13 protein-coding genes are annotated in these 16,184 nt (G+C 73.4%); 8 read left to right on the forward strand and 5 right to left on the reverse strand.

The window, feature by feature from the left end:
• Positions 1–10 precede the first annotated feature (10 nt).
• Together ABD347_RS09180 and ABD347_RS09185 are read left to right on the forward strand one after the other, a co-directional pair.
• Positions 11–1,297 (forward strand): cytochrome P450, encoded by a 1,287-nt coding sequence (locus ABD347_RS09180; protein ID WP_344358806.1) that lies wholly within the window; start codon positions 11–13, stop codon positions 1,295–1,297.
• Between the two features lies 1 nt (position 1,298).
• Positions 1,299–2,249, forward strand: a complete 951-nt coding sequence (locus tag ABD347_RS09185; protein ID WP_344358809.1) for a TauD/TfdA family dioxygenase — start codon at positions 1,299–1,301, stop codon at positions 2,247–2,249.
• Positions 2,250–2,322: 73 nt separating this feature from the next.
• Here the strand turns inward: ABD347_RS09185 and ABD347_RS09190 are convergent, their stop codons facing one another.
• The gene (locus tag ABD347_RS09190; RefSeq protein ID WP_344358810.1) at positions 2,323–3,141 is read right to left on the reverse strand and encodes an FkbM family methyltransferase; all 819 of its coding nucleotides are present in this window, start codon (positions 3,139–3,141) and stop codon (positions 2,323–2,325) included.
• A gap of 152 nt (positions 3,142–3,293) precedes the next feature.
• Between ABD347_RS09190 and trpC the strand changes: the two genes are divergently transcribed.
• The gene (gene trpC, locus ABD347_RS09195) at positions 3,294–4,097 is read left to right on the forward strand and encodes an indole-3-glycerol phosphate synthase TrpC (protein ID WP_344358811.1); all 804 of its coding nucleotides are present in this window, start codon (positions 3,294–3,296) and stop codon (positions 4,095–4,097) included.
• 525 nt (positions 4,098–4,622) lie between these two features.
• On the opposite strand, the gene trpD is transcribed toward trpC, so the two are convergent.
• The gene (trpD, locus tag ABD347_RS09200; protein WP_344358935.1) at positions 4,623–5,747 is read right to left on the reverse strand and encodes an anthranilate phosphoribosyltransferase; all 1,125 of its coding nucleotides are present in this window, start codon (positions 5,745–5,747) and stop codon (positions 4,623–4,625) included.
• A gap of 114 nt (positions 5,748–5,861) precedes the next feature.
• On the opposite strand from trpD, the gene pdxR reads away from it, so the two are divergent.
• Positions 5,862–7,256, forward strand: a complete 1,395-nt coding sequence (pdxR, locus tag ABD347_RS09205; protein ID WP_344358814.1) for a MocR-like pyridoxine biosynthesis transcription factor PdxR — start codon at positions 5,862–5,864, stop codon at positions 7,254–7,256.
• Here the strand turns inward: pdxR and ABD347_RS09210 are convergent.
• The gene (locus tag ABD347_RS09210; protein WP_344358938.1) at positions 7,231–7,842 is read right to left on the reverse strand and encodes an anthranilate synthase component II; all 612 of its coding nucleotides are present in this window, start codon (positions 7,840–7,842) and stop codon (positions 7,231–7,233) included. The two genes, pdxR and ABD347_RS09210, sit on opposite strands and share 26 nt — an antisense overlap.
• 14 nt (positions 7,843–7,856) lie before the next feature.
• A complete protein-coding gene (locus ABD347_RS09215) occupies positions 7,857–9,392 on the reverse strand; it encodes an anthranilate synthase component I family protein (RefSeq protein ID WP_344358817.1) in 1,536 nt (511 codons plus the stop codon).
• A 183-nt stretch (positions 9,393–9,575) separates the two neighbouring features.
• On the opposite strand from ABD347_RS09215, the gene ABD347_RS09220 reads away from it, so the two are divergent.
• The gene (locus ABD347_RS09220) at positions 9,576–10,946 is read left to right on the forward strand and encodes a class II 3-deoxy-7-phosphoheptulonate synthase (RefSeq protein WP_344358820.1); all 1,371 of its coding nucleotides are present in this window, start codon (positions 9,576–9,578) and stop codon (positions 10,944–10,946) included.
• Here ABD347_RS09220 and ABD347_RS09225 read toward each other — a convergent pair.
• The gene (locus tag ABD347_RS09225) at positions 10,918–11,682 is read right to left on the reverse strand and encodes a thioesterase II family protein (RefSeq protein WP_344358821.1); all 765 of its coding nucleotides are present in this window, start codon (positions 11,680–11,682) and stop codon (positions 10,918–10,920) included. The two genes, ABD347_RS09220 and ABD347_RS09225, sit on opposite strands and share 29 nt — an antisense overlap.
• Positions 11,683–11,805: 123 nt before the next feature.
• On the opposite strand from ABD347_RS09225, the gene ABD347_RS09230 reads away from it, so the two are divergent.
• The 3 genes from ABD347_RS09230 to ABD347_RS09240 all read left to right on the forward strand — a co-directional run bounded on the left by ABD347_RS09230 (position 11,806) and on the right by ABD347_RS09240 (position 16,136).
• Positions 11,806–13,275 (forward strand): cytochrome P450, encoded by a 1,470-nt coding sequence (locus ABD347_RS09230; RefSeq protein WP_344358824.1) that lies wholly within the window; start codon positions 11,806–11,808, stop codon positions 13,273–13,275.
• Between the two features lie 156 nt (positions 13,276–13,431).
• Positions 13,432–14,922: a tRNA (N6-isopentenyl adenosine(37)-C2)-methylthiotransferase MiaB gene (miaB, locus tag ABD347_RS09235; RefSeq protein ID WP_344358940.1), complete on the forward strand. Its 1,491-nt coding sequence runs from the start codon at positions 13,432–13,434 to the stop codon at positions 14,920–14,922.
• A 506-nt stretch (positions 14,923–15,428) separates the two neighbouring features.
• Positions 15,429–16,136, forward strand: a complete 708-nt coding sequence (locus tag ABD347_RS09240; protein ID WP_344358826.1) for a class III extradiol dioxygenase subunit B-like domain-containing protein — start codon at positions 15,429–15,431, stop codon at positions 16,134–16,136.
• Positions 16,137–16,184 lie beyond the last annotated feature (48 nt).

Below are 16,184 nucleotides of genomic sequence, written 5' to 3' on the forward strand. Positions count from 1 at the left end.
GAAACCAGCCATGACCACGCAGCAGCCCGCGCCCCAAGGGCCGGCCGGCACGACCGCACCGCCCCCGCTCGGCACGTACGACCTCACCGATCCCCGGACGTTCCTCGACGTGGACCCGCACGCCCTGTGGCGCCGGTTCCGGGCCGAGAGCCCGGTCCACTGGCACGCGACCGACACCCCGGTGCCCGGTTTCTGGGTGATCTCCACCTACGCCGACGTCGTCACCATCTACCGGGACAACAAGCGGTTCACCTCCGAGCAGGGCAACGTCCTGGCGACCCTGCTCCAGGGCGGCGACTCCGCCTCGCGCAAGATGCTCGCCGTCACCGACGGGCCGCGCCACCGCGAGATCCGGAACCTGATGCTCAAGTCCTTCTCGCCCCGCGTCCTCGAACCCGTCGTCGCCGGCGTCCACCGCCGCACCCGCGAACTCGTCGCCCAGGCCCTGGACCGTGGCGAGCTGGACTTCGTCACCGACGTCGCCGACCACATCCCGATCAACACGATCGGCGACCTGATGGACGTACCGGCCGCCGACCGGGAACGACTCGTCGAGTGGAACACCCAGACCCTGTCCCGGCACAGCTCCGAGGACAGCATGCTCGACGAGGTCATGGCCAGGAACGAGATCCTGCTCTACTTCTCCGAGCTGGCCGCCGAACGCCGCCGCAACCCCGGCGACGACGTCATCAGCGCCCTCGCCACCGCCACCGTCGACGGCGAACCGCTGTCGGAGGAAGAGATCGTCTTCAACTGCTACAGCCTCATCCTCGGCGGTGACGAGTCCAGCCGCATGTCGTCCATCGGCGGCCTCATCGCGTTCGCCGAGAACCCCGGGGAGTGGCGCAAGCTGAAGGACGGCGAGGCCGGTGTGGGCAGCGCCACCGAGGAGGTGCTGCGCTGGACCACCCCCGCCATGCACTTCGGGCGCCGCGCCCTCGTCGACGTACCCGTGCGCGACCAGGTGATCCGGGCCGGGGAGGTGGTCACCCTGTGGAACAGCTCGGCCAACTTCGACGAGGACGTCTTCCCCGACCCGTACCGCTTCGATATCGGCCGCACGCCCAACAAGCACGTGGCCTTCGGGCACGGCCCACACTTCTGCCTGGGGGCCTTCCTCGGCCGGGTCCATGTGAACGCCATGGTCGACGCGCTGCGCACCATGGTCTCCGGCATCCGGCTCCAGGGACCGCCGCAGCGCCTCTACTCCAACTTCGTCCACGGTTACAGCGGTCTGCCCGTCGGGCTCACCGCCGAACCGGCGGCGGAGGCGGCGGCGGGGAAGGTGACGGGCTGAGATGCGGGACGAGAGACGAACGGCGGGCGGCACCACCATGGGTATCCTGCACATCGAGGGGCGCGCCGGGTCGTGGGACGCCGACCGGCTGGGCGAGGTGCGCCAACGGGTGGAGGAACTGCTGGCCGAGTGCGGCGCGGTGATGCTGCGCGGATCCGGGGTGGCGGACGCCGACGAGTTCCAGCGCGCCGTCACCGCCTTCGGCGACCCGCTGATCGACAGCTACCGAGGCGGCAACACCCCGCGCATGACGGTCTCCGACGGCGTGTTCACGTCCACCGAGTACCCGGCGCGCTTCGACATCTCCCTCCACAACGAGCTGTCCTACGCCCACCGCTGGCCCAGCCGGCTGTTCTTCTGCTGCCTCGTGGCGCCGGAGACGGGCGGGGCCACCCCCGTCTGCGACGGGCACGCCCTGCTGGAGGACCTGCACCCGAGGGTGCGGGAACGCTTCGAGTCGGGCGTCGTCTACCGGCAGCACCTGCACGGCGGCCTCGGGCTCGGCAAGTCCTGGCAGGACACCTTCGAGACCGGCGACCGCAGGGTGGTCGAGGAGTTCCTGGAGGCGTCGGAGGCGGAGTACCGGTGGACCGCCGAGGGCGGCCTGCGCGTGAGCCAGCACCGTCCGGGCGTCCGCGCCAACCCGCTCACCGGCCGGGACGTCTGGTTCAACCAGGCCGACCAGTGGCACCCGTCGAACCTGCCGGGCGACGAGGGCGAGACGCTGCGGTCGCTGATCGGCAGCGTCGACGACCTGCCGCACTGGGTGACGTACGGCGACGGCACACCCATCCCGGAGGAGGACCTCGCCGAGGTGCGGGCGGCCGCGAGGCGCAACCGGCTCGTCGAGCCGTGGCGGAGCGGAGACATCATGATCGTCGCCAATATGTCGGTGCTGCACGGCCGGGAGGCGTACACCGGACCGCGCAAGGTCGTCGTCTCGATGACGTGACGTGACGTGACGTGACGTGACGTGCCCGGAAGTCCCGCGGAGGCCCGGCCACCGCGGCCGGGCCTCCGCGGGGTCAGGGGAGGCGCGAGGCGAAGACCGAGTAGCGGCCCGACTCCACCAGGCCGTCGTCGCCCAGCGGGGCGACCGTGAACCCCCGGCCGCGGAGCTCGGCGCACAGCGACTCCAGCCGGCCCTCCGTGGCCGTGCCCGGCTCGTCGTGCACCTCCAGGGCGATGCGCCGGACCAGCGGCCAGTGCCGCTCCTCCACCCCGCGCAGGACGTCGGCCTCGGCCCGCTGGACGTCCACCTTCAGCATGTCGACGCGCTCCACGCCCTGTTCGGCGATCACGTCCGACAGCCGTCGCGTCCGGCACACGTAGGGCACCTCGCGGAACTGGTACTCCAGCATCTCGTCCAGCAGGTCCGCGTCCTCGCCCAGTTCCGCCACGGTCGGCTTGTCGAGCACCTGCCGTTTGATGAACTCCCGGTCCGCCTCGGTCGCGGCGTGCGTCGAGCGGGCCGACATCGTCGTGTAGCCGGGATAGAAGGTGAAGTCCACCTCGCCGTCGCCGTCGGACAGCGCGCACGGGAAGAGCTTCGCCGGTACGCCGTACGCGGCCATGTTCCGCTCCAGCTTCTCGAAGACCGGAGGCAGCGGCTCGAAGGCGTGGATCGTGGCGTCCGGGCACACCGTGCGCACGAAGAGCGAGTAGAGCCCGATGTTCGCCCCCACGTCGAAGACCACGGCGTCCGGCGGCAGCCTCACCCCGTCGGGCAGGTAGGCGCGCCGGACGAAGATCTCCTCGTAGAGGAACGCGGTCTCGTGTGCGTTGACGCCTGCGATCCGGCGGGGATCGATCTCCATGGCGCACTCCTGACTGGTCGCGGACATACGGGGAACGCCAGGCTGCCGAACCGTGCTGACGGCGGGCTGACGGCCCGTCGCCACCGCCACCAGGGACTTTCGCCGGTTGCTTAAGGAGGTGGTTGCCCGCGCCCGGCCTCCCTAGGGTCGATCCTCAACCAACCTGTCGGAGAGACACGATGAGCGTTCTCGACGAGATCGTCGAAGGGGTGCGTGCCGATCTGGCGGTACGCCGGAAGAGGGTGCCCGTGGCGGCGTTGCGCGAACGGGCGGCCGCCGCCGGGCCCCCGGTGGACTGCGCCGCCCTGCTGCGCACGGGAGAAGGGCCCTCGGTCATCGCCGAGGTGAAGCGGGCCAGCCCCTCCAGGGGCGCGCTGGCCGAGATCGGCGACCCGGCGGCCCTCGCCGCCGAGTACGCCGCCGGAGGCGCCGCCGCGATCAGCGTCCTGACGGAACGGCGCCGTTTCGGCGGCTCGCTGGACGACCTGGACGCGGTACGCGCGCGGGTGTCCGTCCCGGTGCTGCGCAAGGACTTCATCGTCGGCGCGTACCAGCTGTGGGAGGCCCGGGCGCACGGCGCCGACCTGGCGCTGCTGATCGCCGCGGCACTGGACCAGCCGCTGCTGTCCGACCTGGTGGCCCTGGCCACGGAGATCGGCCTGACGCCGCTGGTGGAGGTGCACGACGAGGCGGAGGCGGAACGGGCGGTGGCCGCCGGCGCCCGGGTGGTCGGCGTCAACGCGCGTGACCTGCGGACGCTGGACGTGCACCGGGGGACGTTCGCCCGAGTGGCGCCGCACCTCCCGGACGGCGTCGTCAAGGTCGCCGAGTCGGGGGTACGCGGCCCGGTGGACGTCGCCGGGTACGCGGCCTCCGGCGCCGACGCGGTCCTGGTCGGCGAAGCCCTCGTCACGGGCCCCGATCCACGGGCCGGGGTCGCCTCCCTCCTGTCGGCCACGCGCCGAGTCGCACACCCCGCCTGACGGGCGGCCGCCCACCGCGCCCGCGGCCGGACCGGCAGGCCACCGGGCGGCCCTCCCGGCGAACCCCTGCCACCGGCCGGGGGCCCACCGGCCGCCCGGCCCGACGGCCGCCGACGGGACGACGCCCGGGTACGGGCGAGATCACGGCCCCCCAGCCGTCGGACCGCCCGACAGGGACGGGCGTGCGGGGGCCGGGCCCACGGGACGGGGCGTCCGCCCTGCTCCAGCGAGGCCGAGAGCCCGCCGGAGGCTCGGGCAGGCCCCCGGACCCGACCCGACCCGGGCCCGACCCGGGCACGAGGGCCCCGGACCCGGCCTCGGGCCCAGGGCCGCCGGCCCGGGGAGCCGAGCCCGCCAGGGGCAACACCACCCCACCCACTACCCCGCGACCCACTACCTCGCGACCCACTACCTCGCGACCCACTACCTCGCGACCCACCGCCCCGCGACCCACTACCCCGCGACCCTCACCCCGCGACCCTCACCCCGCGACCCACTACCCCGCGACCCACCGCCCCGCGACCCTCACCTTCCGACCCCCGCCCCCACCTCCACCAGCGCCTCCGACCGTTTCGTCGTGACAGCGGCCCATCGCTCCAGGACCGCCGCCGCCGCGCCCGAGTCGATGGATGCGGCGGCCCGTTCGACGCCGACGGCCAACCGCTCCGTGACGGAGGCGGAGGCGGAGAGGGAGCCGGCGCCCGAACCGGCCGCGACCGGGTCCAGCGCCGCCAAGCCCGCCGCCGCCGAGAGCAGCACCGCGTCCCGCACCGGACCGCGCGCACCGGCCAGCACCTCCCGGGCCACCCGGGCGTTGTGGGCGCGGTCACCGCCGCGCAGAGCGTCCGGGCGGGCGAACGCCATGCCGAGGTCGCGGGGGTCGAACACCTCCGTACGCACCGCAGAACCGTTGACCGACCAGACCGTGGAGGTCGTGGTGACCGTCAGCTCGTCCATGCCGTCGTCGCCCCGGAACACCAGCGCCGACACCCCGCGCCGCGCCAGCACCCCCGCCAGCAGGGGTGCCAGCCGCGCGTCCGCCACGCCCAGCGCGAGCCCCGCCGGGGAAGCCGGGTTGACCAGCGGGCCCAGGGCGTTGAAGACCGTGCGCACGCCGAGCTCCCGGCGCGGCCCGGCCGCGTGCCGCATGGCGGGGTGGAACTCCGGCGCGAAGCAGAAGGTGATGCCCGTCTCCTCCGCCACCTCCGCGACGTCGGCCGGCGGCAGACTCAGCGCCACCCCCAGCTCCTCCAGCACATCGGCCGATCCGCACGCCGACGACGCCGAGCGGTTCCCGTGCTTCACCACCCGCGCCCCGGCACCTGCCGCCACGACGGCCGACATCGTGGAGATGTTGACGCTGTTCGAACCGTCGCCGCCGGTCCCGACGATGTCCACCGCCGGTCCGGGCACCACGAGCGGCACGGCATGCCGGCGCATCGCCCGTACCAGGCCCTCGATCTCCTCGACGGTCTCGCCCTTGGCGCGCAGCGCCACCAGCAGCCCGGCCAGCCGCACCGGCCCGGCGGCGCCCGACATCACCTCGTCCATCGCCCAGTCGGTGTCCTCGGCGGACAGACTTCTGCGGTCCAGCAGCGCGTTCAGCAATTCCGGCCAACTGGGGCCCTGCGGTTCGGCGGTCACGGGAATTCTCCTTGGACGGCACCTGAGGAAATTTCTCCGTCCAGTCTCCGAATGACCACCAGCACTTACCAGACCACTGCCCGTTCAGATGGGCGGTCCAATTCGAAGGGGGAAGGGCCCATGGCCCTGCACATGGCGGTCGAGGTCGTCAGGGATTCCGAAACGTCCCTGACCACCCAGATCCAGAGCTTCATCAAAAGAGAGATCTCCGAGGGAATTCTCCACCCCGGCACCCGCCTGCCGTCCAGCCGCAGACTCGCCCACGACCTGGACGTCTCCCGCAGTGTCGTGGTCGAGGCGTACGGCCAGCTCGTCGCCGAGGGGTACCTGGAGGCCACCCAGGGCGCCGGAACCCGGGTCGTCGCCCATCTGAACGCCGCGCCGCCCGTGGTACCGACCCTGCTGGACGAGGGCCATGTGCCCGCCGCCCGCTGGGACCTGCGCACCGGCGGCCGCAACCTGCCCGCCTTCCCGCGCCGGGAGTGGCTCGGCTGCTACCAGCGCGTCCTCCAGTCCGCGACGCCCGCCGACCGCGACTACCCGCCGCTGGCCGGCGAACCGGGCCTGCGCGTCGAACTCGCCCACTACCTCGGCCGGGCACGTGGCGTACGCGCGGCCGCCGACCAGGTCATGGTCGTCGCGGGGTTCGCGCAGGCGCTCGGCCTGCTGTGCACCGTGCTGCGCCAGGACGGCGTCGACGCCATCGGCATCGAGGACCCCGGCCACCCCGGGCAGCGGCAGTTCGTCCAGGAGACCGGACTGCGCCCCGTGCCCGTCCCGGTCGACGGGGAGGGCATCGACGTCGACGCGCTCGCCGCCTCGGGGGTGCGCGCGGTCCTGGTCACCCCGGCGCACCAGTTCCCCACCGGCGCCGCCCTCTCGGCGCGCCGCCGGGAGGCACTGGTCCGCTGGGCACGCGACGTCGACGGCCGGGTGATCGAGGACGACTACGACGGCGGCCTGTGGTACGAGCGCGGCCCCCGCCCCCTCGCCCTCCAGCGCCTGGCCCCCGACCACGTCGTCTACGCGGGCACGGCCAGCAAGTCCCTCGCCCCCGGCCTCCGCCTGGGCTGGCTGGCCGCGCCCGCCGGCCTGCTCGCCCGGCTGTTGCGCGCCCGCGCCCGCCACGACCTGGGCACCGAAAGCCTCACCCAGCTGGCCTTCGCCGAACTCCTGCGCACCGGACTCTTCGACCGCCATCTGCGCCGCCTCAACGCCCACTGCCGCGACCGCCGCGACACCCTCGAACAGGCGGTACGCCGGTACCTGCCGGGCGCCTCCGTCGTCGGCCGAGCGGCGGGCCTGCACGCCTACGTCACGCTGCCCCGCCACACCGACGAGGCGGCGCTCGTGGCCGGGGCGCTGCGCCGCTCGGTCGTGGTGCGCGGCGGCGCCGCCTTCCACGTCCGCCCGCGGTGGGACGCGCCCGCCCTGGTGGTGGGCTACGCGCACCTGCCGCGCTCCGGCGTGGTGGAGGCGGTCCGCGCCATCAGCGAGGCGACACGGCCCCGTTGAGGGCGTCCGCCCCCGTACCCCGGGCCATCGCCAGGAAGTTCTCCATCATCGTCAGCCCACCGGTCGTCATGATGCTCTCGGGGTGGAACTGCACGCCCTCGAGCGGCAGCGTGCGGTGCCGCAGGCCCATCACATAGCCGTGGTCGACGGCGACGGCCGTGGTCACCAGCTCGTCGGGCAGCGGCTCGGCGACCACCAGGGAGTGGTACCGGGTGGCCTCCAGGGTGTGGCCCAGGCCCTCGAACACCCCCGCCCCGTCGTGCCGCACCGTGCTGGTCCGCCCGTGCATCACCTGGTCGGCCACCTCGACCCGCCCGCCGTGGGCCAGCGCGATCGCCTGGTGGCCCAGGCAGACCCCGAGCAGCGGCACCCGCCCGGCGAACCGGTGGACCAGCTCCACATGGCCCGACTCGGCGGGGTGACCGGGACCGGGCCCGAGGATCACCGCGTCGGGCCGGGACGCGGCCAGCGCGTCGGGGGAGCGGGTCAGCGACCGCACCACCTCGGTCCGCGCGCCCAGCGTGCGCACGTACTGGTCGATGATGTGGACGAAGCTGTCGTACGCGTCGATCAGCAGAACCCTCATCGTTTCCGTGCCGTTCACGGCAGCAGCTCCTCACCGGTCAGCGCCCAGTGGGCGGCCCCCATCTTCGCCAGCGTCTCCCGCCACTCCGCCTCGGGCTCCGACTGGGCCACCATGCCCGCCGAGCTCTGCGTGGAGTACGTCGTCCCGTCGTACACGACCGTGCGGATGCACAGCGCGAACTCGCTCCACCCACGGACGTCGGCCAGCCCGACCGCCCCCGCGTAGCTGCCGCGCCGTTCGCGCTCCAGACCGTCGATGATCTCCATGGCGCGCACCTTCGGCGCGCCCGTCATCGTCCCCGCCGGGAAGGTCGCGCGCACCGCCTGCCAGGTGTCGACGCCCTCCTCCAGCCGGCCGGAGACCGTCGAGACCAGGTGGAAGACATGGGAGTAGGTCTCCACCGCCATCAGCCGGTCCACCGGCTGGGTGCTGGGCCGGCTCACCCGGCCGATGTCGTTGCGGCACAGGTCGACGAGCATGATGTGCTCCGCCTGTTCCTTGGTGCTCTCGCGCATCTCCTTCACACGCCGCTGGTTCTCCTCCTCGTCCGGCCCGCGCCGCGCGGTCCCCGCGATCGGGCGCATCACGATCTCGTCGCCCTCGATCCGGAAGAACAGCTCGGGACTGGCACCGATCAGCGTGCTGCCCGCCCGTGGCATCAGGTACATGTACGGGGAGGGATTGCGGTCGCGCAGCCGCCGGTAGACCTCGACGGGCGTCAGCGTCGTCCGCACGTCGATGCGGTGGCCGATCTGGATCTGGTAGATGTCACCCACCCTGATGTGCTCCAGGCAGGTGTCCGCCCACGTCAGGAACGTCTCGCGGCTGACGCTGTCGCTCACCGACAGCGGCACGGGCGCCTCGGGCACGGCGGCCGGGCCCCTCCCGACCCGCTGCCGCGCCGCCTCCCGGGCCATCGCCACGACGCCGCCCACGGTGTCCCCGGTGTCCAGGGCCGCCGTCCGTTCGGGGAACACCGCGCTCTCGGCACACAGCAGACGTACCTCGCCCGTCGTCAGGTCGTACCAGACGGTGTCCCGGAACAGCGTGAGCGCGATGTCGGGACCGTCCGGAGCCTTGGTGCGGGCGGGCAGGGTCTCCATGTGCCAGACGGACTCGTACGCGAACGACGTCAGGAACCCGAAGGCGTACGACGTGACCGGGACGTCCGTGTCGACGTCGAACAGCCCCTGCGCCCGCGCCAGCAGGTCCCACACCCGGCCGTCACCGGCCAGGCGCAACCGGTGCGCCGCCCCGCCCGACGGCAGTCCGGCCTCCAGGCCCGCCTCCTCGGCGGCCCGTACGAGCGCCTCCGCCACGCCGGGGGCGCCGTCGATCTCGACGTACCCGTCGAACACCCGGATCTCCGCCAGGCGTCCGAATCCGACGACGGCCCACCGGCGGTCGGTGCCGGCGCCGTCGACGCTCTCGAAGAGGAAGACGTCCTCCTCCGCGTGAACGGCGCGCAGACGCTCGTACACGTCAAGGGAATCGTGGTGGGGCAAGCCGGTCGAGGTGACCCGCACCGCGATCCGTTCCGCTTTTCGCATGGTGAACTCCCGTCGACATCCCAATTGCCGGCATCAGCAAAACAGCGGGCGCGACGGCCGTGCCAGACCAATCAATTGCCGTTCATGCGGACCACTTGGCCCATCCCTTGACCCCGTGTGCCCGGTGGACTGAGCTGAAGCGTGTTTCCACTCGGCTACAGGTAAGTGTGAAGGGAACCGAGGATGACGAATTCACCCACCGAATCCTGGCGTGCGTTGCCTGCGGCCCAGCAGCCGCCCTGGCACGACGAGGGAGAACTGCGCGCCGTGACCCGGTGGCTGACCGCCGCGCCACCGCTGGTCTTCGCCGCCGAGTGCGACCTGCTCCGCCGCCGCATGGCCGCGGTCGCCCGCGGGGAGGCGGTCCTCCTCCAGGGCGGCGACTGCGCCGAGACCTTCGACCGGGTCACCGCGGACGCGATACGCGGCAAGCTCCAGACCCTGCTCCAGATGGCCGTCGTGCTCACCCACGCCACCGCTCTGCCCGTCGTCAAGGTCGGCCGGATGGCCGGCCAGTACGCCAAACCGCGCTCATCACCGGTCGAGAGACGGGGCGGGACCGACCTGCCCTCCTACCGGGGCGACGCCGTCAACGGCCTGGAGTTCACGGCCGAGGCCCGGCGCCCCGACCCGTGGCGCATGCGGCGGATGTACGAGAGCTCCGCCATGACCCTCAACCTCGTACGCGCCCTCACCACCGGCGGGTTCGCCGACCTGCGGCAGGTGCACGCCTGGAACCAGGGCTTCGTCGCCGACTCCCGGGCCGGTGAGCGCTACGAGCAGCTCGCGGACGAGATCGACCGCAGCCTCGCCTTCATGCAGGCGTGCGGCGTCGACACCGGCGAACTGGGCACGGCCGAGTTCTTCGTCGGCCACGAGGGCCTGCTCCTCGACTACGAATCGCCCCTGACCCGCGCCGAACCGGGCACCGACCGGTCCTACGCCACCAGCGGCCATCTGCTGTGGATCGGCGAGCGGACCCGCGACCTCGACGGCGCCCACGTCGAGTACTTCTCCCGCGTGCACAACCCCATCGCCGTCAAGCTGGGGCCGTCCACCACCCCGGACACCGTCCTCGGCCTCGTCGACCGGCTCGACCCCCGCCGCGAACCCGGCCGGCTGACCTTCGTGGTCCGCGCCGGCGCCGACCGCGTCCGCGACGTACTGCCCCTCCTGGTCGAGAAGGTCACCGCGGAGGGCGCCCTGGTCTGCTGGGTCAGCGACCCGATGCACGGCAACACCATCACGGCGCCCAGCGGCCACAAGACCCGCAGCTTCGACACGATCCTCGACGAGGTGCGCGGCTTCGTGGAGGTCCACAGGGAGCTGGGCACCCATCCGGGCGGCGTGCACGTCGAGCTCACCGGTGACGACGTCACCGAATGCGTCGGAGGCGGCAACGCCGTGCTGTCCGAGAACCTGCACCACCGCTACGAGACGGCCTGCGACCCGCGCCTGAACCGCACCCAGTCGCTGGACCTGGCCTTCCTGCTCGCCGAGATGTACCGGGAGGGTTCCGGCGCCGTCAGGTCCCGGCCGGCGCCGCTTCGATGACGGCGAAGGGCGGCTCCCCGGCCAGGTAGAAGTGGTCGCCGGGGAGCGTCCGGAACCGGAACGGCCCCCGGGTCTCCTCGCGCCACGCGGCGACGTCCTCGGCACCCACACGAGGATCGCGGTCCCCGACGAGCGCGGTCACGGGGCACCGCAGCGGCGTGCTCCTGCCCGGCCCGTACGAGGCGAGCATGCGGAAGTCGGCACCGATGTACGGCATGACCAGCTCGACGAAGGCCGGGTTGCGCAGCAGTTCGGCATCGGTGCCGCCCAGTTCGACGAGCGTCCTGGCGATCGACTCGTCGTCCCAGGTGGTGGCCACGTCGGGATCCGGCCGCAACAGATGCGGCGCGCGGGCGCCCGAGGCGACGAAGTGCGCCACCGGGACCCCCTCGTCCTCCAGGGCTCCCACCACCTCGTACGCGACGATCGCCCCCATGCTGTGCCCGAAGAACACGGTGGGCCGACCGTCCGTCCACGGGACCAGCGCCGCCGCTATGTCACCGGCCATCGCGGCCAGTCGCGTGGCGGGCGGTTCGGCGATGCGCTCCGCACGGCCCGGGTAGCAGACCGCGTGGACCTCGAACCCCGTGAGCGCCTTGGCCCAGCTCCGGAAGAAGTAGGGGGAGCCACCGGCATGGGGGAAGCAGACCAGCCGCCGTTCCGCGAACGGCCGTGGCTCGACGCACTGTGTCCACATCTTCCTGCCCCCAAGGCACCACGTCGGCTGTGTCGTCACCTCCACGATCCTGACCGGGACTGACACGCCACTGACGCCGCCACCTTCCCATGGCCGGCGCGTTAGGGGTGTCGGGTACCGCCCACCGCCGGAAGAAGCCCGACCCCGACCGCTGGAGCCCATGTGACCACGCGCAGCGTTCCCCTGACCCCCGTACCCGGGCCGCGCGGCCTGCCCGTGCTGGGCAACCTCCCCGAGTTCGGCAGGGATCCGCTGGCGTTCCTGACCCGGTTGCGCGACGAGTTCGGGGACGCCGTGCGCTGGTCGCTGGGGCCCCGGCAGAGCCTGTTCCTGTCCCGCCCCGAGCACATCGCGGAGCTGCTGGCCGCCCGGGAGCACACGTACGACATCCTGGAGATCGGCTGGGCGTTCAGGCGGGTCGTCGGCCGGAGCGTGATCATGAGCAAGGGTGACGACTGGCGCCGCAAGCGCTCGCTGGTCCAGCCGACCGTCCGGCCGCGCCAGGTCAAGGCGTACGCCGCCACCATGGTCGACTGCGCCCGGTCCGCCGCCGGCCGGTGGCAGGACGGCGACCGGATCGACGTGCGCCGCGAAATGGCGCTCATCACCCAGCGGGTCGTGCTGCGGTGCCTGTTCGGCAACGACCTCGGCGACGGGACGGGCGCGCTGGCCGAGGCGATGAACGTGGCCGAGCGCGAGATCGGCGCGGAGCTGCGGGGCGTGAGCCTGTTCCTGCCCGGCTGGCTCACCACCCCGGCGCGGCGGCGGCTGCTGGCGGCCGTGGCCACCATCGACGCCGAGGTGCACCGGCTCATCCGCGCCCGGCTGCGGGGCGAGCCCCGGGGCGGCGACGGCGGCGAGGGCCGGGGCGGCGACGGCGGCGAGGGCCGGGGCGGCGAGGGAGGCGGCGGCGCCGACGGGGACGGGGGCGCCGACGGGGACGGGGACGGGGGCGCCGAGAACCGGGACGACCTGCTGAGCCGGCTCCTCGCGGCCCGCGACGAGGACGGCCGGCCGCTGTCGCCCCAGGAGGTGCGCGACGAGGCGGTCACCCTGTGGGCGGCCGGCCACGAGACCACGTCGACGGCCCTGACCTGGACGTGGTACCTGCTGTCGGCGTCCCCGTCCGTCCGGGACCGTCTCGAAGCCGAACTCGACCGCGTACTGGCCGGTCGCCCGCCCACCATCGACGACTACGACCGCCTGACCTGGACCCAGCAGATCGTCAAGGAGGCCCTGCGGCTCTATCCGCCCGCCTGGCTCGTCGCGGGCGTCGCCCGTGAGGGCGCCACCCTCGGCGGTACGCGCATCCCGGCCCGGACCATCGTCTGGTGCAGCCAGTGGACCACCCACCGCGACCCGCGCTGGTTCCCGCGGCCCGAGGCGTTCCGCCCCGAACGCTGGGGCGACGACAGCCCCGACGCCGTACCCGATCACGCCTGGTACCCCTTCGGCGGTGGCCAGCGCACCTGCCTCGGTGCCCGTTTCGCCCAGGTGGAAGCCGTCCTGGTCCTCGCCACCCTCGCGCAGCGCTTCCGTCTCGACCTCCCGGCCACAGAGGTGTCGCCCAGGCCCGGCCTGCTGATTCAGCCGTCGGCCCCCCTGCTCGCCACCCTCCGCGCCGTGCCATGACCCACCGGGCCCCCGGGACGTGCCGGCCGACGCGGGCAGCCTCCTCGACGGCCCGGCCACCGCCGTCGCCCCCGGTCGGTGACGCGGGCAGCCGTACGGCCCGGCGGGACCCCTTACCCTGGTCGGGTGAGCGGTAACGACGTGGCTGGCGGAGTAGTGGACGGTTTGAAGACGTACGAGGTACGCACCTACGGGTGCCAGATGAACGTTCACGACTCCGAGCGCCTCTCCGGCCTGCTGGAGGACGCCGGTTACGTACGCGCTCCCGAGGGCTCCGACGGTGACGCCGACGTCGTGGTCTTCAACACCTGCGCGGTCCGCGAGAACGCCGACAACAAGCTGTACGGCAACCTCGGCCGGCTCGCCCCGATGAAGACCAAGCGGCCCGGCATGCAGATCGCCGTCGGCGGCTGCCTCGCCCAGAAGGACCGCGACACCATCGTCAGCAAGGCGCCGTGGGTCGACGTCGTCTTCGGTACGCACAACATCGGCAAGCTGCCGGTGCTCCTGGAGCGCGCCCGCGTCCAGGAGGAGGCGCAGGTCGAGATCGCCGAGTCCCTGGAGGCGTTCCCCTCCACGCTGCCGACCCGGCGCGAGTCCGCGTACGCCGCGTGGGTCTCCATCTCCGTCGGCTGCAACAACACCTGCACCTTCTGCATCGTTCCGGCGCTGCGCGGCAAGGAGAAGGACCGCCGTCCCGGCGACATCCTCGCCGAGATCGAGGCGCTGGTCTCCGAGGGCGTCTCCGAGATCACCCTGCTCGGCCAGAACGTCAACGCGTACGGCTCCGACATCGGTGACCGCGAGGCCTTCAGCAAGCTGCTGCGCGCCTGCGGGAAGATCGAGGGCCTGGAGCGCGTCCGCTTCACCTCCCCGCACCCGCGCGACTTCACCGACGACGTGATCGCCGCGATGGCCGAGACGCCCAACGTGATGCCGCAGCTCCACATGCCGCTGCAGTCCGGCTCGGACACCGTCCTGAAGGCGATGCGCCGCTCGTACCGCCAGGACCGCTTCCTCGGCATCATCGACAAGGTGCGTGCCGCCATCCCGCACGCCGCCATCTCCACCGACATCATCGTGGGCTTCCCCGGTGAGACGGAGGAGGACTTCGAGCAGACCATGCACGTGGTGCGCGAGGCGCGCTTCGCGCAGGCCTTCACCTTCCAGTACTCCAAGCGCCCCGGCACCCCGGCGGCGACCATGGAGGGGCAGATCCCGAAGGAGGTCGTGCAGGACCGCTACATGCGCCTGGTCGCCCTCCAGGAGGAGATCTCCTGGGAGGAGAACAAGAAGCAGGTCGGCCGCACCCTGGAGGTCATGGTCGCCGAGGGCGAGGGCCGCAAGGACGGCGCCACCCACCGCCTCTCCGGCCGCGCCCCCGACAACCGCCTGGTCCACTTCACCAGGCCGGAGCAGGACGTGCGCCCGGGTGACGTGGTGACCGTCGAGATCACGTACGCGGCCCCCCACCACCTCCTCGCCGAGGGCCCGACCACCGGTGTCCGCCGCACCCGCGCGGGCGACGCCTGGGAGAAGCGCAACGCCGCCGAGGCCGCCAAGCCCGCGGGCGTCATGCTGGGCCTGCCGCAGATCGGCGCGCCGGCACCGCTCCCGCCGGTCACGGGCGGCTGCACGGTCGGCTGACGCCGGAAGACGCCCGGTAGGTCCGGGGCCGGGCGGCGAGTCAAGGGGCCGGTCGGGTCCGGGGCTGACGCCCGGAAGGGGCCCGGCGGGTCAAGGGGCCTGGCGGCGAGTCAAGGGGACGGCCGGCGGGTCTGGAGCCGGCCGGCGGGTCTGGAGCCGGTCGTCTGACGCACGGGGCGGGGCGGCGGGCCTCGGGGTGCCGTCGCGTGGCCGGCCGACGTCCGTGCCGGGTTCGCCGCCACGCCACACGGGAGGCGTGCGATGCCCCTGCGGGTCCGTGACATGTCGGTGCCCCGGTCACCGCGCCCGCGGGTCCTCCGCCAGCAGGCCGGGGTACGGGCTGTCTGTCGCCCCGGGTCGGGCCGCTCCCGGGTGTGCTCGTGGCGCACGGGACGGTGTCCGTGACGTGCCTGGTGCGGCGACGCGCGGGCGGGCCCTGACCGGGCGGTGCGGCCTGCCGGACCACGCGGCCCGTCGGCGTGGCGCCACCGGCTACGCTGCGGATCATGCTTGCCGCCGCCGCCGTCTGCCCCTGCCCTCCGCTCCTCGTCCCCGACGTCGCCGCCGGTGCCGCGCCCGAGCTCGACGGTGCGCGTACGGCGTGCTCCGACGCGCTCGCGGTCCTCGCCGCCTCGCGGCCGGACCTGCTGGTCGTGGTGGGCCCCGGAGCGCGGCGGGAACCGGAGCGGTACCCGGCGGGGGCGGTGGGGGACTTCCGGGGCTTCGGCGTCGAGGTGGACGTACGGCTCGGAGCGGGGCCGGGCGGTGACCGGCCGCTGCCCGCCCCCCTCGCCGTGGGAGCCTGGCTGCTGGAGCGCGCCGGCTGGGCCGACGCCCCGGTCGAGGGCCTCGCCGTGGGCGAGCGGCTCGCGCCCGCGAGGTGCGCCGGGACCGGCCGCGAGCTCGCCGCTCGAGCAGGGCGCGTCGCCCTGCTGGTGCTGGGGGACGGCAGCGCGTGCCGCGACGTCAAGGCGCCGGGGTACCTCGACGAGCGCGCCGCCGCCTTCGACGAGCGGGCCGCCCGTGCGCTGGGCTCGGCGGACGCGGGCGCCCTCGCGGCGCTGGACGAGCACCTGGCGTACGAGCTCAAGGCGGCCGGGCGGGCGCCCTGGCAGGTTCTGGCCGGCGCCGCCGAGGGCGCGGGGCTGGAGGGCGGCCTGTTGTACGAGGACGCCCCGTACGGGGTCGGTTACTTCGTCGCGGCCTGGTCGTAGCCGCCGGACGGCGAACGGCGGACGACGAACGGCGGACGGCCGCGGAGC

The sequence above is a fragment of the Streptomyces gobitricini genome (genome assembly GCF_039532985.1).
Classification (GTDB): domain Bacteria; phylum Actinomycetota; class Actinomycetes; order Streptomycetales; family Streptomycetaceae; genus Streptomyces; species Streptomyces gobitricini.

What these genes read in the sequence shown, in the direction of transcription:
- ABD347_RS09210 (WP_344358938.1), bottom strand. Translation starts at nt 7,842, where the DNA reads ATGAGGGTTCTGCTGATCGACGCGTACGACAGCTTCGTCCACATCATC.
- pdxR (WP_344358814.1), top strand. Translation starts at nt 5,862, where the DNA reads ATGGCCCTGCACATGGCGGTCGAGGTCGTCAGGGATTCCGAAACGTCC.
- ABD347_RS09190 (WP_344358810.1), bottom strand. Translation starts at nt 3,141, where the DNA reads ATGTCCGCGACCAGTCAGGAGTGCGCCATGGAGATCGATCCCCGCCGG.
- ABD347_RS09180 (WP_344358806.1), top strand. Translation starts at nt 11, where the DNA reads ATGACCACGCAGCAGCCCGCGCCCCAAGGGCCGGCCGGCACGACCGCA.
- trpC (WP_344358811.1), top strand. Translation starts at nt 3,294, where the DNA reads ATGAGCGTTCTCGACGAGATCGTCGAAGGGGTGCGTGCCGATCTGGCG.
- ABD347_RS09215 (WP_344358817.1), bottom strand. Translation starts at nt 9,392, where the DNA reads ATGCGAAAAGCGGAACGGATCGCGGTGCGGGTCACCTCGACCGGCTTG.
- ABD347_RS09220 (WP_344358820.1), top strand. Translation starts at nt 9,576, where the DNA reads ATGACGAATTCACCCACCGAATCCTGGCGTGCGTTGCCTGCGGCCCAG.
- ABD347_RS09240 (WP_344358826.1), top strand. Translation starts at nt 15,429, where the DNA reads ATGCTTGCCGCCGCCGCCGTCTGCCCCTGCCCTCCGCTCCTCGTCCCC.
- ABD347_RS09185 (WP_344358809.1), top strand. Translation starts at nt 1,299, where the DNA reads ATGCGGGACGAGAGACGAACGGCGGGCGGCACCACCATGGGTATCCTG.